The following is a 14502-nucleotide window of genomic DNA, read 5'->3' as shown; positions in this document are numbered from 1 at the left end:
ATGCCAGTCAATTCATTCGACAATTACCCAATGTCTTGGAAGCCTGAAAGAAAAGCATTAAAGCGGCCTTTTTATGAATCAATCGCTGCACTGCTTGAACACGATATCAAAAACGGTTTTTTAGCACCGGGTACAAAGCTCCCCCCGCAGCGAGAATTGGCTGACTTTCTTGACTTAAACTTCACTACAATTACCCGAGCCTATAAAGTGTGTGAGGTGAAGGGGCTGATTTATGCGGTCACTGGAAAGGGAACCTTTGTTTCTCCTAGTGCCGCTCGTTCAATTACGATTTCTAAAGATAAAATCACCAACTGTATCGATCTTGGTTTAATCGCCTCTTTTGAAGAAACCAATCAAATTGTATCTGAGGTGATTCAACAGGTTGCGAGTAAACATTACGTAGAACAGTTACTCAATTACAATGATCCAACAGGCATTCCTCATCAAAAAACAGCGGGGCTAAACTGGATGAAATCGTTTGGCATTCAAACTGATCAAGACCATATCTCAATTGTTTCCGGTGCCCAAAATGCGCTGGCCATTTCATTGGCCGCGCTGTTTGAGCCAGGGAATCGAATTGCCACTGACTTATACACGTATTCAAACTTTATCGAACTTGCAAAAATGCACCACATTCAGCTAGTGCCAATCCCCGGAGATGAGTATGGAATGCTGCCGGACGAACTAGAAAAGCAATGTACTCAACTCAACATTCATGGCATTTTTCTGATGCCCTCTTGCTGTAACCCAACTACTGTCATGATGTCGAATGCTAGAAAGAAAGAAATCGCGGCAGTCATCGGCAAGCATCGTTTACTATTGATTGAAGACGATATTCATGCGTTTATGACCGCAGGTTTGATCTCTGATTACCAAGAGCCCATGTTCAATTTGCTTCCCGAACAAAGCGTATATATTTGCAGCACCTCTAAGTCAATCTGTTCAGGATTAAGAGTGGCCTATATGGTCTATTGGGATGCCTTACGCGAGAAAATCCATCAGGCGATGTTCAATATTAATGTAAAAACGTCTTCTTTTGATGCAGAGGTGATAACAGAGCTTATCTTATCAGGAAAAGCGCACAATATTGTTTCTCAAAAAAAACAGCTTGCCCAGTCAGCTAATAATATGTTTGCAGAATTTTTTCCTGAACAAGAGCTGAACGGACATCCTCTCAGCTTTTATCGGTGGCTTTCCATCAATGATTATGCCGATGCGTTACAGCTAGAAACAGATTTGAAGAAACATGGAATCCGTGCATTTCATTCCGATCGTTTTCTGAGCGGTTCTGCCACTCCTCATAAGTATTTGCGTGTTGCGCTTTCTTCAACAGATTCATTAGACGAGTTGAGAATGGGTTTAGAGAGATTGAAACATTATCTCGGCTAATTGAATCATCGAACATTGCTAGAATGAATGCTTTATCCAAAAAAACATACCATACGCTTGGTATGTTTTTTTGAAACTCATAGAAATGGCTTTAAATATTTAGTTTTCAGAATCCGCATAGTCAGTGGTGCCTGCATTCTTTCCCACTATTTTCATTTCGCGCAATAATGTTTTCAGCTCTATTAAATCATGTATGACAAAGTCAGCTTGAGCAAGTTCCTCTTCCTTTGCAAAATCAAAATGGCATCCAATTGCCAGCAAACCATTATCTTTAGCCGCATTTATGTCAGATAGACGGTCTCCGACAACTGCTGCATGTTGAATGCCGTACTTTTGCACAATAGAATTAAATAAATCACCTTTATTCAGTGTATGTATTTGTTGAATACTAACTGTTTCAGTGACCCACCTGTCCAATTGATAAAAACTCACAATTGCTTTTAGATATTCTATTAAGCCATTACTGGCTATAAAAATTGAATAATTGTTGTTTTTCAAATAACTGAACATCTCTTCAACATGAGGATATAATGCGCCTTTCCCATGATTGATATTAGCTATTAACCTTTCTAAAAAATAAGCATCCACCTTTTCTCTTATCTCATTTGAGTGATGCGGCAATAAAATCTTCCATACTTCAGGTAAAGGAACACCCATGATCTCCCTGTATTTCTCAATAGGGGTGACCGTATCCCATTTGCCCAGTGACCTTAAATAATCAAAAGCATCATCTAATGATAATTCTAAAATTTGATCAGTTTGAAACAAAGTTCCATCCATATCGAAAATGAGCGATTGCATCATAACATATTCTCCTTTTTAACTGCACTGGCTTCACCTTCTAAATACTACCACATTGAAAGCTATAGAATCGCCTACAGCCTGCAGGGAATAAACGTTAAGCAAAAAAGCAGATCATAAAAAGATCTGCTTTTTCTATTACATGATTTGTTTCTTTTGTTCATGATCTATTTCTGGCTGAATTTCCTTCGTGAGTTGATGTCCTTCTATGTCCACATTCGGAATGATCTTGTCTAGCCATTTTGGCAGATACCAAGCTGCATTCCCCATCAGCTTCATGACACTTGGAATCAGTGTCATCCGTACAATAAATGCATCAAAGAGCACACCAAAGGAAAGAGCCAATCCGTTTGCTTTAATAGAAGCTTCACCAGCAAAGATAAATCCTGCAAAAACGAATATCATGATAAGACCGGCTGCGGTGACAACAGGCCCGCTGTGTTTTAATCCAGCGTGAATCGCTTGTACTGGATTTTTTGTTTTTACATATTCCTCACGCATTCTGCTTACAAGGAACACTTGATAATCCATTGCTAATCCAAACAGAATCCCAATGGATAAAATCGGCAGGAACGCAAGTATCGGCCCTTTTTCAGGTATTTTGAAAAAGTCGATGAAATTCCCGTCTTGTAAGACAAATACACAGATTCCAAGAGTCGCTGTCATCGTCAATATGAAACCTGCAACCGCAACAAGCGGCACAAGCAGCGAACGGAATACGATTGTCAGCAATATAAACGCAAAGCCAACAATGAGTACAGCAAATACCGGTATCGCATCATTAAGGCGATCAGAAATATCAATATTCACTGCAGTCGATCCAGTAACGAGCAAATCAACCCCATTTTTGTCTGATAAGCTGCGTACATCCTTTACCAAATCCTTCGTTGCTGCATCATTTGGACCTGTTGTAGGAACTACCGTAATGATGGCAAAGTTCCCTTCTTTATTAGGCATTGCAGGAGTGACACTCGCTACATGTTCTAGTTCCTTTATTTCTTTCACTGCATCTGTGAATGCTTCCGCCTTATTTCCTGTCACACTTGTGGCATCCGCTACGATTGTTAATTGGCCATTAAATCCTTCTCCAAAACCATCGGCAAGCAAGTCATAAGCCCGGCGATCTGGATTATCCTTCGCTTTCATCCCTGCATCAGGCAAGCCCAGCTCCAAATGCATAGACGGGATACTAATGACGAGCAAAATAAGAATGCTGCATACACTTAGCATGATAGGATTTTTTGTGACAAAGCGTCCCCAGACATTTGTTTCAGCGCTTTGTTTTTCTTTTTTCTTATTTGACTTCGGAACCATCCGTTTCCCCGCTATCGACAAAACGGCAGGCACAAGCGTGATTGAAGCGAGAACAGCTAACAATACACTAAGCCCTGCTGTCAGCCCCATTGCAGACATAAACGGAATGTTAACGACAGTCAATCCGCAAAGTGCGACGATAACAGTAAGTCCGGCAAAAACGACTGCACTTCCTGCTGTTCCCGTGGCTCTCGCAATGGATTCATTTTTTTGAATACCTTCGCCTAAAAACTGTCGGTGCTTCATAAAAATAAATAAAGCATAATCAATCCCAACAGCAAGGCCAATCATTCCGGCTAATGAAAGACTGACGGAAGCAATATCAAATACTTGTGTCCCAATCAACACCAGTCCAATACTTACACCTAATCCAATCAGTGCAGTTAAAATCGGCAAACCAGCTATCAATAAAGACCCGAATGTAATGGCTAAAACGACAAAAGCCAAGATAATGCCGACAATTTCAGATACTCCGCCTATCTCCATTTCGGCTCCCGGTACATCTCCGCTTAACTCAGTCTGTAGTCCCTCATCATCAGCCACTTTCAAACTGTCTTTTAAGTGTTTGATAGAGTAATCTTTTATATCATCTGCTGAAGATTTATACTTGATATCGGCATAGGCAACTGTGCCACCTTTCGCGATTGTTCCTGTAACAAAAGGACTCGCAATCGAGTCAACGGAATCATCTTTATTGATTTCCTTGAACGTATTTTCTATTGTTTTTTTCGCTGATTTTGCAGTAAGTTTCTCTCCGTTTTCAGCTCCGAAAATGACCCGTATGCTCCCTTTATCAGGGCCGTGAGGAAATTCTTTATTAATGACATCCATCGCTTTTTCCGAAGGTGTGTCAGGTATGGACATATCCTCAGAAAAACTTGGTTTTAACGTGATTGCAAGCCCTATCGAAGCAACTAACACAACGATCCACGCACATATTACTTTTATGCGATTGCGAGCAACCCATCCTCCTAATTTATATAACATTCTAGACATGATAATCTCCTTTCAGCACATTGCTTGATAACATTGTTTGCTTTCTCATTGTAGTTGACAATGAAATAAAAAAAACGTACATTCGGGCATGTACGTTTGGGTAAATTTCAAATATATAATGTTATTCATCTAATGTCAGAATGCCTCTTTGCATGGCAATCGTCACTGCTTCAGTTCTCGAATTCGCGCCTAATTTATTGTAAATGGACGTTAATCTAGACTTTACGGTTCTCTCAGAGACGCCCAAATCAAAGGCGATCGCTTTGCTCTTAAGACCTTTAGCAATTGCTTTTAGAACAATGACTTCCTTTTCTGTCAGCTGCGTATCACTGCTCTGCTTCTTCATCCGCTCCAGTTTAATTTCTTGCAGACGTTTTAAAATATCAGGCTGCAGCAGCACGTTTCCTCTTAGCGCTGCATCCATTGTATGAAAAAGGGTTTCTGAACTCGTATCCTTCAGCAGATATCCTTTCGCTCCTAATTCAATTCCTTCGATCATTAAGTGATCTTCATTATACGTAGTCAAAATAATGATGGGGATGTCGTGTTTTTCTTTTATTTGTTTAATGGCTTCTAACCCACTCATCTCCGGCATATACAAATCCATGAGAATGATATCCGGTTTTAATTCATCCGCAAGGCGGACTGCTGCTTTGCCATTTTCCGCCTCTCCGATGATGGTGTAGTCATCATTCGTTTCAATTAAAAGCTTCAGACCTTCCCTCACGACAAGATGGTCATCAACGATTAAAACTTTATTCATCTTGCATCTCTCCCTGAATTGGTACAGTGATTTCAATTTGTGTTCCTTTAGATTTTGTACTCTTTATATTAAATTGGCCTTTCATTGCTCTGATGCGTTCTTCTATGCCTAGAAGCCCATAGTGTCCTCTCTTTTTCTTGCCCTTTTCAACATCAAATCCTTTGCCATTGTCCTTGACAGTTAAATGGAGCATCCCCTTCTGATCATCCCAAATGGATACCGAGATCGTTTCTGCTTCAGCATGCTTTGCTGCATTCGTTATGCATTCTCCAATGATGTAATAACAATTTTCAGCTGTACGAACGTTTAACACCTGATGTAATCGATAGTCTAAAAAACCACCCATGCCTGTCGATTCTTGAAAATGATCCATTAGTGAGGTAATTCTTTCTTTTAGAAAACCGATTTCTTCTGATTTGCTGCGCAGATCGTCAATCGCTGAACGTGCATCCGCTAATGTGCCTCTCACTCTTTTCATAGATTGTTGAATGATTTCTTTTGCTCTCTCTGTATTGCCTTTGGCGAGATGAACATGAATCGCATCCAGCTGCATATTTAAACTGACCAGCCCTTGAGCAAGCGTATCGTGTAAGTCCCGGGCCATACGCTGTCTCTCGTTTTGCAGTGTCAGCTGTTCGACCTGCTGATGGGCAAGCTCCAGTCTTTCAAGAGTCAGCTGCGCTTTTATCTTTTCATCGACTTGGGCAAATAAAGTAGCGGCATAAGTAATAATCACGATCATAATAGGTACGGCAATGACAAGAAAATGCAAATATTCACCTTTGTGAATCTGATATACTACATTGATTAACAGCAGTAACAATAAATAAAGAATGAGGAAAGTCTTTCTTCTGTCTGCCATTCCTGCAATCTGTCCAATCAAAAATGCATAAAGGCCAATGATGATCAGCACTAAGAAGCCAGTCATGACATTAGCCAGTGTAAAAGTGATCAAACCTTGCAGCACAAAATAGAGAATGACCCTTTTCTTAACCCAGCGATATGAATGCCAATGCAGCAAAGCAAAAATGGCGGTCAATACTGTAAACACATGAAGCAATAAAATGGACCAGCTCCCAATAATAAATTGCAGCACGATAGAGGCTATATAGATCATGAGAATAAAAGCCAGTCCCGGAACTCTGAGCGCAAGCATATTTAATGCCCGCCTATCATGTGAGTAGTATTTTTCTTTGAATGGATTCCTTCTAAACAAACCTCATCCACTTCCTTTAACAGTTTAACTGAACCGATTCTAATGAAAGCGGCACACCATTTATTTGAACGTGCAACTCATACTTTTATCCACTCATTTTATAGGAAGAGAAGGAACACAACAATACCAGGGTGCAGTGAACCATTAGAGGTTCGCAACATGTAATCATTGCCCAAACGTACATAATCGTTCTGCCTTTATGTACGTTTTATCTTTTCAAATTTACATTTAAAATAATGAGGAACTCACTATTCATTGAAGGAATGATCATCATGAAATCGATTGATCTCACCATTTTATCATTAAAAAGAAAAGGAATCCGAACTGAGAAAGTGTTAAAAAATCAATGCCCTGATCGATTAAGCAATGTGAAAGACAAAAATAATCAATCAAAGATTACGTGTAAAGAAAAAGAGGAATGAATATGTATTGGTTTTTAGCTACTTTATTATATTTTCTCATCGGTACTTGTATATTCATTGGAGTCATTAAAGACAGTCACTCAGGCTCATGGATACTCCTTGCCTTAGCAGCTCCACTCATCATTGTTGGCTATCCCTATTTTTATTCAAAGCAGCTTCTTGCCAAAAGATAGTGAAATAGATGCCATACAAATTGCATATTGGTAAAATGATCAATATCGGAATAAAATCTAATGGTTTCTTTAGAAAAGGAGTCTTGCCTTATGAGTCAAAGAGTGTCCTACTACGATGTTGCACCTGAAGGTATGAAGATGATGATGGATATGGAGAAATATACGAAACAATCTTCAATTAACCGAAATACGAGAGAACTAATCAAAATCAGAGTTTCTCAAATAAACGGCTGTGCATTCTGCATAGATATGCATACTTCTGATGCTCGCAAAATGGGCGAAACAGAACAGCGAATTTACTGTTTACATGCTTGGAATGAATGTGATTTTTATTCACCTGAAGAGAAAGTAGCGCTCGAACTATCTGAACACATCACGCTTATTCCATCTAAAAGGGTTCCTGATGAGCTATATCAGCGAGTGCGGGAACATTATGATGAAAAACAATATGTTGACCTTGTTCTCATCATCAATCAAATAAACAGTTGGAATCGCATTTCTATTGCAATGGGAAACCAAGCAACTTCAAAATAATAAGAAGGAGTAAGATTCTTAACGAATCTTACTCCTTCTTTCTCATTCCCTTAATAAAAAGTTCCCTAAATATTCATTTTAAAGTATTTCTCCAATGCAGCTCTCCCGCTTTGTGTCATCTTAATCGCTCTTGTTTTAGGCATACGAACAATCCATTTTTCCTCTAACATTCGCACCAACAGAGCGTTCCCTAACGCTCCTGCAATATGATGCTGCCGCTCACTCCAATCCAAACAGCAGCGGGCAAATGCTCTCCTCTTATTTCGCTGCTGCTCTTCGTTGATGCCTAAATTCGAAAAGAACAAAGAACCCTCTGACGTTACCTCAAAGTTTAGATCGACTTTTTTTAATATTCCCTGCTCAACTAGCGAATTTGTCATTTGCACGCCCACATAACCTGCCAGATGATCATAACAGGTGCGGGCGAAATGCAAGTCACTTTTCTCTTTTGAACCTTTTAAAGATGTGACTTTGGCTTTAGGCGCAATACGAAGCAATTGTTCAATCACGTTTGCAGTATCTGAGTTAGACAATCTATAATACCGATGCCTTCCATGCTTCTCTACGCTGATCAGTTTTTCATCAAGCAATTTTTTCAGGTGAAAACTTGCGGTTTGAGGTGTAATGTTAGCGAGATAGGCAAGCTCTCCCGCAGGGTGTATCCTTCCATCCATTAAGGTGAGAAGAATGGAAGAGCGCGAGGGATCAGATAGCAGCGAAGAGATTTTTGCGATATTAGGATTCATGATTTTCCTCCTTACATTCATATTTCGATGATAGTTGAAATGTTAAACCTTTACAATATGAATGTAATGATGACAAGGAGGAATAAGCGTTGGACATTGAAAAACAAGACACTCTTCATTTTAAAGAAATCAAACCAACAATCATGTATTATGGGACCTCAACATTTCTTCTTACCACATTGAATGAGGATGGAACCACTAATATTAGTCCTATGTCTTCTTCTTGGGCTCTTGGAAACTATATTGTCCTAGGAGTAGGACTAGGAGGAAAAGCCATTGAAAATTTGGAAAGACATAAAGAATGTGTCATAAACTTGCCTAGCCCGGAATTATGGGAAAATGTTGAAAGAATTTCGTCTTATAGCGGAAAAAAGAATATACCGCCTTTGAAGAAACAGCTCGGGTTTACATATAAAAAAGAAAAATACGAGTCAGCAGGGTTAACACCTTTACAATCAAAGACAGTTTTACCAACACGAATTAAAGAATGCCCTATCCAAATCGAAGCTGAAGTCAAACATATTCGGATTCCTGAATATGAACCATCATTTGCGATTGTAGAGACGCAGGCATTACATTTTCACGCCGAGGAAAGTATCATATTGAACGAAAATCACATAAACCCTTCAAAATGGAGTCCGCTTATCTATAATTTTAGACATTATTTTGGTTTAGGAAGAGAAATAGGAAAGACCTTTCGTTCAGGAACATGACCCTTTTTTACCTTTTAAAAACCAAGCTATGGCTTGGTCTATTCTAGTAACCTTAGGGATAAAGAGCACACGCAATCCTCATTCAGACATCATGATATAATTGAAAAAATTGTAATGACAGGAGAGTGTGCCCTCTATGGAATTGTCTTTTTTACCTAACAACGCATTCATAGACCCTAATGGACACAATGTAAATGACATAAGGGGGTTAGTAGATCAATTAGTCGGATTAGTTATTGAAAACTCAATTCATGCTGCAAAGCGAGAGACACTGCCTTCTATGGAGTCGTTTGATTATAGTTCTATACCCGAGACTGGTATAGAACTTGAAAGACTTTTGCTAAACCTGCAGGTTATCATCAAAAACTCAATGAATCCTCAAAACCCAAGATATATGGGGCATATGGATTCAATCCCCACTCTCATGTCATGCGTGGGGGAGTTCATTAGCAGTTCCATTAATAACAATATGCTAAGCCTTGAAATGTCCCCTGTTTTTTCAAAAATGGAAGCACAGTTACTCAAAACCATTGCCCGTATGTTCGGATATGATGATAAGTCAGGGGGAGTTATGACAAGCGGCGGAAGCCTTGCTAATCTTCATGCACTTACAGCAGCAAGAAATTTTAAATTGAATGTGAAAAAGACAGGTATATGTGGGCTTTCTGGGCAGCCTGTCATCTTTGTTTCAGATGTAAGCCATACTTCCTTGCACAAAGCAGCTATGATACTCGGTTTAGGAACCTCTAGTATTATTCCTGTAAAAAGCAACAATCTGGCACGCATGGATATCTATGATTTGGAAACAAAAATTCAACATGCAAAGAGTGAAGGCAACATTCCATTTGCTGTTGTCGCAACTGCCGGAACAACTGTGACAGGAAGTCTAGATCCAATTTTGCCTATTGCAAGAATTACAAAGAAAAACGGACTGTGGTTACATGTAGATGCAGCATATGGCGGCGCTCTCATTTTTTCTGACGAATATCGTGATAAACTGGCTGGTATAGAAATGGCTGATTCCGTTACTTTTAATCCGCAAAAGTGGATGTACATCACAAAGACCTGTGCAATGACTCTTTTTAAAAACCGTGAAATCCTTGAAACAGATTTTCGCATATCTGCCCCTTATATGAATGATACTGATTTTATTAATCTGGGAGAAATAGGTGTTCAAGGCACAAGACATGCGGATATTTTAAAATTATACTTAACACTTCAACACATTGGAACAAAAGGATACAATCAGTTGATAAGCGAAAGCTTCGCATTAAACGAAGAATTTATAAAACAAGTAAAACAGCGGCCTTTTCTTGAGCTTTATTGTGAGCCTGATACAAACATCTGCTGCTTTCGAGGTATACCGAATGATATTGATATTGATCAATGGGATAACTGGAACTTGGAACTGCAGCAGTTCTTATTGACAGAAGAAAATATCTTCTTGTCACTGCCAGATTTTAAGGGACATCGCTGGCTGCGGGCAGTGTTACTCAATCCATTTATAACAGGCACACTTATACAAGAACTGTTTAGGAAAATAGATCAATTTCATGATGAATATAAAAAAATGAAGGTATAAAACTCATCAGATCAAGCGGTTATTGGGCTTGGTCTTTTTTTAAGTAGTTACTTACTTACCAATTCTTTTATCATCAAACCTAACTCACAAATCCCCTTTTGAAGGTCTTCAAGGGATGCATAAGCATATGATAAGCGAACATAATTCCCTTTTTCCTGAGCATAGATACTGCCGAGATTGAGAAGAATCCCTTTTGATAAAGCTTTAGTATAAAGTAATTTCATTGATATTGAAGGCAATATTTTTATCCAGACAAAGAACCCTCCCTTTGGCATGTTCCATGTCGCAACATCCTTCAAATGGGTTTCTAATGCACTCAAGGCCAATTCTCTTCTCACTTTTAATTGCTGTCTAACCTTTTCTAAATGCTGCTGGTATTGGCCGGATGTAAACCACTCAGCCGCTACTCTCTGAGATAACGAACTGGACCCGTAATCTGTTTGCATTTTAATGTCAGCTAAACGTTCAATTACTGGTTCCGGTCCGACTATCCATCCAATCCTCAAGCCCGGACTTAATGTTTTTGATAAACTGCCTATGTATAGCACATGCCCACTTTTATCTATAGTTTTAATAGGATATGGCGGAATTCCATCTATCCATAACTCACGATAAATGTCATCTTCAATAATGGGAAGCTGTGTACTCTCACTAGCTTCAAGGATTTCTTCCCGCCGGTTTTGCGACATTAAAATACCGGTCGGATTATGAAAACAAGGATTTGTATATAATATAGCTCTTCCCCGTTCCCCTCTTGTCATTTGAAGATTTTCTAGCAAAAGCCCCTCATTATCCATAGGAAGCCCAGTCAATTTCATGCCAGCTGATTGAAATACGTGTAATGAATATAGGTAGGATGGCTGATCAAGATAAACGGTTGATCCCCTTTGCAAAAGCCCCATTGATATCAGCTGCAGAGCTTGCAATGCTCCCGACACAATTAGAATGGAAGAAGGTGAGGCATTGATTCCAAAGGTTCTTAAATAGTTGCTTAATGCCTCTCTCAACGGAAAATATCCTTTCGGTTCCTCATATCCGAATGCTTCCATGTTTTGAGATACCTTGCCCATCATCTCTTTCATAGCAGTTAAAGGAAAAATCTCAGTTGAAAGCTCGCCTTTACTAAGCTGTATCAGATCCGTATTTGATTCTGATTGGTTTATCTCTTGCACGATTTTATGGCTAGGCTGCTGAATCCCGGAGGTTACATATTGACCCCAATTAGGAGCAGAATTCTTAGCTAAAAGTGTCCATGTATTGTTGATAACAACTGTGCCTTTCCCCATTCTGCCTTCTATTAACCCATCTGCCATTAATTCCTCTAAGGCCGTAATCACTGTGCTTCGATTTACCTGAAAGTCTTTTGCAAGCGTACGCTGGCTTGGAATTTGGCTTCCAATCGGCCACTCTCCATTTCCTATTTTCTCCTTAATAAAATGAACGATTTGTCTGTACTTAGGAAGCTTTTTCATCTTTTTTCTTCTAGTAAGCTCATGAAAGCAGTCTCCTTGTAATTAAATTGGTTGGGTCAAAAACTGTTTAACTGGTTGAAGCCACACCACAAAATCTTTATTAGTATAGAAACACATTATATAACTGGTTGGATTTTGTAAAGAGGAGTGAGAAATATGAAACAGAAAACAGTTCAAATGATTATATCTAACAGTTTGATGATCGGTTTGTGGGCATCAGCTTTTCCGGGAATTCGCACAGGCTTAGAAGGTTACACACCAGAACACCTTGCTTTATTTCGTTTGTTAATCGGCTCTATAGCTTTATTGCTTTTTGCTTTTTTGACTAAGATGCGCGGGCCTGACATAAAAGACATACCTGGCATTTTTCTTTTAGGAGTTTTAGGTTTTGCACTCTATCACATTTTGCTGAATATCGGTGAAAAAACAGTTAGTGCTGGCGTTGCAAGCTTACTCGTCACCACAGCACCGATCTTTTCTGCCATGTTATCCCGCCTGTTTTTTAGAGAGCATTTTGGATTTACGAAATGGATTGGCTCTATGATCAGTTTATTGGGTGTGTCATTGATTGCATTTGGGTCTGGAGACTATACCTATTCAATGAAAGGTATTTTGTTCATCCTGCTGGCCGCTTTTTCGGAGAGTATTTATTTCGTTTTTCAACCCCGCTATATAAAAAAATATGGCTTTATCCGATTCGTTACATTTTCAATTTGGGGCGGAACTATACCTATGCTTATGTTTCTGCCAGGCTTAGGCGGAGAGATGATGAACGCTTCCATGAACTCAACATTGTCTATTGTTTATTTAGGTTTGCTGCCAACAATCGTGCCTTACTTTGCCCTTGCATATGTCACTTCACTCGTCGGCTCATCAGAAGCAACCCTTTCGCTTTATGCAACACCAACTTTAGCCTTGCTTATTTCTTGGTTGTGGATAGGTGAAATACCCGCATTCATTTCTCTGCTAGGCGGAGTGGTGACAGTCGGCGGGGTGTGTTTCACCTATTTAAAACCAAATAAAATGAATTGGTATGGAAACGCGCTTAGACAAAAATAAAAAAGATACCTACATCATTTGGTATCTTCTTTATAAGCTTAAGCATCAATGGAAGGTTTTAAAGACATTGTAGATGCTATTGGCGGAATCACAGTGAATAATGAGTTCCCTTTCACCCTTGAAGGAGTGCATATACCAAAAGGGGAGCAGCACCTTGATGGAAAGGTTGCTCTTACATATGCACGGATGAAACGAGAAAGGACATATCTAAAGAACTGCGCCAGCAACTGAATTTAGAATCTTAAAATATAGGTATAGAGAAGAGTTCTTATCTCTTCTCTTATTTTTATTTGACAAATGTTTTATGCCCTAACAAACTCGCTTTCTGCTATTTACAGTTGATTTTCATCGGTAATTGTTCGCCTTGCCTTACCGCTCATACGATATCATCAAAATGACAACATGCCATCTCACCATTGTCGGGGTTTAAGGCCAGTTTATGAAAGGTCTACTTAATGAAAATGAATATTTTTTTTCATCACGATTTTCCAGAATAGAAAATAGTGTATTTGGTTTTTGCTTTAAAGCCTAGTTTTGCTGCTAAAGTAAGGGACGAATTGTTGCGTGCATCACAATCCCAACTAGGAATAACCCCATTTTTCAAACAAAAGTTAATAAACTCACTTCCTGCACAATAAGCTAAACCCATGCCTCTATATTCTTCAAGTGTATAGATATCCATTTCTGCACGATTATGCCCTAAAAATATAGAGGTACATTCACTAACAACATGATTGCCATGTAATACGGCAAACCCAAAACCTTTAGAAGAAAACTGTGAAACAGAATCCCAATACTCTTCATAATAAGATCTGTTAAACTCTGTACTGTATGAAATGACGTCTTCATCTATTCTTTTCAATACAAGCCCCTTTGGAAGTTCCAAACCCGTTTTAGAAGGTTTTGGCTGAAAAGAAAATGCCACTCTATTCATTTGATTCAAATCGTTTTTCAGCATCGTTTTCATTACTCTATCCCATGTATCGTTAGAAGAAAACAGGGTAAATCGTTTTGTTGATTTCATTTGTTCTTCATAATATCCTGCAATGAAATCATTAAAAGCCCGATTCCCTTGTTCTCCTGCAATAAAATAAATTCCTGATTCAGTCCCTATAAAAAACGATCTAGGGAATGTTTGGTCATCTACATAAACAACCCCCGGAATGGTTTGTTCTAATATTGAATAAACAAATGTTGGGCAAAATGTTTCATCAAACAATGTTTTTAAGCCGTTATATTTTTCTGCTGTTAACTCCTGCAAACTGACAACTCCTTTAAAACAGCGGTTCCTTTATGATTCTGTTAACAAAACAATTTTCCTC

Annotated in this window: 14 protein-coding genes and 1 pseudogene; 8 read left to right on the top strand and 7 right to left on the bottom strand. The window is 39.0% G+C overall.

Annotated elements, in window-relative coordinates; translation table 11 throughout:
• Complete coding sequence (locus M0696_RS03015; RefSeq protein ID WP_248602473.1) at nt 1-1389, top strand: aminotransferase-like domain-containing protein; 1389 nt, start codon at nt 1-3, stop codon at nt 1387-1389.
• 99 nt (nt 1390-1488) lie between these two features.
• Here M0696_RS03015 and M0696_RS03010 read toward each other — a convergent pair whose 3' ends face one another.
• The 4 genes from M0696_RS03010 to ydfH all read right to left on the bottom strand — a co-directional run bounded on the left by M0696_RS03010 (nt 1489) and on the right by ydfH (nt 6479).
• Nucleotides 1489-2193, bottom strand: coding sequence for an HAD-IA family hydrolase (locus M0696_RS03010; RefSeq protein ID WP_222143615.1), 705 nt, complete (start codon nt 2191-2193; stop codon nt 1489-1491).
• Between the two features lie 135 nt (nt 2194-2328).
• The gene (locus M0696_RS03005) at nt 2329-4500 is read right to left on the bottom strand and encodes an MMPL family transporter (RefSeq protein WP_248602472.1); all 2172 of its coding nucleotides are present in this window, start codon (nt 4498-4500) and stop codon (nt 2329-2331) included.
• A gap of 121 nt (nt 4501-4621) precedes the next feature.
• Nucleotides 4622-5263 carry a two-component system response regulator YdfI gene (gene ydfI / locus M0696_RS03000; protein ID WP_248602471.1) on the bottom strand — a complete coding sequence of 214 codons (642 nt, stop codon included), beginning with the start codon at nt 5261-5263 and terminating at the stop codon, nt 4622-4624.
• Nucleotides 5256-6479, bottom strand: a complete 1224-nt coding sequence (ydfH, locus tag M0696_RS02995) for a two-component system sensor histidine kinase YdfH (RefSeq protein ID WP_248602470.1) — start codon at nt 6477-6479, stop codon at nt 5256-5258. Before ydfH ends, ydfI begins: the two co-directional genes overlap by 8 nt.
• A gap of 272 nt (nt 6480-6751) precedes the next feature.
• On the opposite strand from ydfH, the gene M0696_RS02990 reads away from it, so the two are divergent.
• From M0696_RS02990 to M0696_RS02980, 3 genes are all read left to right on the top strand, one after another.
• On the top strand, nt 6752-6901 hold the full coding sequence (locus M0696_RS02990; RefSeq protein WP_248602469.1) for a hypothetical protein: 150 nt from the start codon (nt 6752-6754) through the stop codon (nt 6899-6901).
• Nucleotides 6898-7074, top strand: a complete 177-nt coding sequence (locus M0696_RS02985) for a hypothetical protein (RefSeq protein WP_166854163.1) — start codon at nt 6898-6900, stop codon at nt 7072-7074. Before M0696_RS02990 ends, M0696_RS02985 begins: the two co-directional genes overlap by 4 nt.
• A 90-nt stretch (nt 7075-7164) precedes the next feature.
• Nucleotides 7165-7608, top strand: a complete 444-nt coding sequence (locus M0696_RS02980; RefSeq protein WP_222143610.1) for a carboxymuconolactone decarboxylase family protein — start codon at nt 7165-7167, stop codon at nt 7606-7608.
• A 65-nt stretch (nt 7609-7673) separates the two neighbouring features.
• Here M0696_RS02980 and M0696_RS02975 read toward each other — a convergent pair whose 3' ends face one another.
• A complete protein-coding gene (locus tag M0696_RS02975) occupies nt 7674-8354 on the bottom strand; it encodes an ArsR/SmtB family transcription factor (RefSeq protein WP_166854165.1) in 681 nt (226 codons plus the stop codon).
• An 89-nt stretch (nt 8355-8443) separates the two neighbouring features.
• On the opposite strand from M0696_RS02975, the gene M0696_RS02970 reads away from it, so the two are divergent.
• On the top strand, nt 8444-9067 hold the full coding sequence (locus M0696_RS02970) for a flavin reductase family protein (RefSeq protein WP_222143609.1): 624 nt from the start codon (nt 8444-8446) through the stop codon (nt 9065-9067).
• Between the two features lie 136 nt (nt 9068-9203).
• Nucleotides 9204-10649, top strand: a complete 1446-nt coding sequence (locus tag M0696_RS02965) for a pyridoxal phosphate-dependent decarboxylase family protein (RefSeq protein ID WP_248602468.1) — start codon at nt 9204-9206, stop codon at nt 10647-10649.
• A 47-nt stretch (nt 10650-10696) separates the two neighbouring features.
• On the opposite strand, the gene pdxR is transcribed toward M0696_RS02965, so the two are convergent.
• Nucleotides 10697-12121, bottom strand: a complete 1425-nt coding sequence (pdxR, locus tag M0696_RS02960) for a MocR-like pyridoxine biosynthesis transcription factor PdxR (protein ID WP_248602467.1) — start codon at nt 12119-12121, stop codon at nt 10697-10699.
• 156 nt (nt 12122-12277) lie between these two features.
• On the opposite strand from pdxR, the gene M0696_RS02955 reads away from it, so the two are divergent.
• Complete coding sequence (locus M0696_RS02955; protein ID WP_166854169.1) at nt 12278-13180, top strand: DMT family transporter; 903 nt, start codon at nt 12278-12280, stop codon at nt 13178-13180.
• 45 nt (nt 13181-13225) lie between these two features.
• A pseudogene (locus M0696_RS02950) lies at nt 13226-13378 on the top strand (LCP family glycopolymer transferase); the annotation flags it as partial.
• 280 nt (nt 13379-13658) lie between these two features.
• On the opposite strand, the gene M0696_RS02945 reads toward M0696_RS02950, so the two are convergent.
• Nucleotides 13659-14441 carry a GNAT family N-acetyltransferase gene (locus M0696_RS02945; protein ID WP_166854170.1) on the bottom strand — a complete coding sequence of 261 codons (783 nt, stop codon included), beginning with the start codon at nt 14439-14441 and terminating at the stop codon, nt 13659-13661.
• Nucleotides 14442-14502: the final 61 nt, after the last annotated feature.

The sequence above is a fragment of the Bacillus rugosus genome, from assembly GCF_023238245.1.
Taxonomy (GTDB): Bacteria; Bacillota; Bacilli; order Bacillales; family Bacillaceae; genus Bacillus; species Bacillus rugosus.
Note: the sequence above shows the minus strand (reverse complement) of the source record. Positions and strands in the feature narration are given on the sequence as shown.